1 protein-coding gene is annotated in these 1,124 nt (G+C 65.6%); it reads right to left on the reverse strand.

The features are described 5' to 3' along the window. On the reverse strand, nt 1-1,112 hold a 1,112-nt coding region (locus HZS56_RS37805), incomplete at its 3' end, for a tyrosine-type recombinase/integrase (protein WP_216725324.1). Nucleotides 1,113-1,124 lie beyond the last annotated feature (12 nt).

Consider the following 1,124-nt stretch of genomic DNA (forward strand, 5'->3'; position numbering starts at 1 on the left):
TGGTTGAGGATCTTGGCGGCTTTGCTGATGGAGCCGGGCATGAGGTGGCGGTAGATCTTGAAGGTGATCTCGATGGTCTTGTGGCCCATCCACTCGGCGACGTCGGTGATGGGGATGCCGTGGGTGAGGCAGTTGGAGGCGAAGAAGTGCCGCAGGCCGTAGACGACCATGCCGTCGGGGATGTCGGTCTGGCCGGCCTTCTTGATTCGCTGCCACTGGTTGGCGATGTGGTAGTGCGGGAAGGTGCGGGCCGGGTCGCCGGGATGACGCAGCAGGTAGCCGTCGACGGTGCCGTGCTTGTCGGCGTACCACTCGATGGTCTGGCGCACCCGTGCGGGCAGGGGCACGTCGCGGTATTCTCCCGGCTTGCGGTGCTTGAGCCGCTCGTACTGGCAGGTGGTCCGGTTGACCTGCTCGGTGATGCGGTAGACGTCGTCGGCGACGATGTTGTTGACGTTGACCGCGAATGCTTCGCCGTTGCGCATGCCGCAGCCGCTCATCAGGTCGGCGACCAGCAGGAAGCTGTCGTCGCCGGCGGTGCGTATCTGCCCCAGCTGTTCGGGTGAGGGGATCACCACCCGCTTGGGGTCGTACTGCGGCGGCTTGATCCCGGCGACCGGGTTGTCGTCGAACAGGCCCAGCCGGTTCGCGTCCAGCAGGATCGCCTTCAGCTTGTCGAAGCAATTGGCCTGCGCGGCCAGGCCGACGCCGTTGCGTTCCAGGGCCTGGAGGAAGCCCTCGACGACCTTGTGGTCGAAGGTGTTCACCCGCCGGCTGCCCAGCAGCGGCAGCAAATGAATGTTCAACAGCGACTCCAGGTGCACCACCGACGCCGGGCCGAGATCCCGCTGGCCGGCCTTCCACTCGACGGCGTACTCCTTGAACCGCATCGCCCCGTACTTCGCGACCCGGTCCGCCTTCGCCTGCCCCCGCGGCGCAGACTTCCTCGCGTTGTAGACCTCCGTCAAACGCGCGATCGCCTTGTCCTGGGTCGCAAACCCGGACTCCTTCACCTGCTTCCCGGCCGCCGACCGATACCGCACCTTGTACGCGTGCGGACACTTCGACCACCGCGACCGCGGATGCTCACACTCCTTGAAAAACGAACCCATCCCACGAACCAA

Origin of the sequence: Streptomyces mayonensis (genome assembly GCF_018982965.1) — a bacterium.
GTDB lineage: Bacteria > Actinomycetota > Actinomycetes > Streptomycetales > Streptomycetaceae > Streptomyces > Streptomyces mayonensis.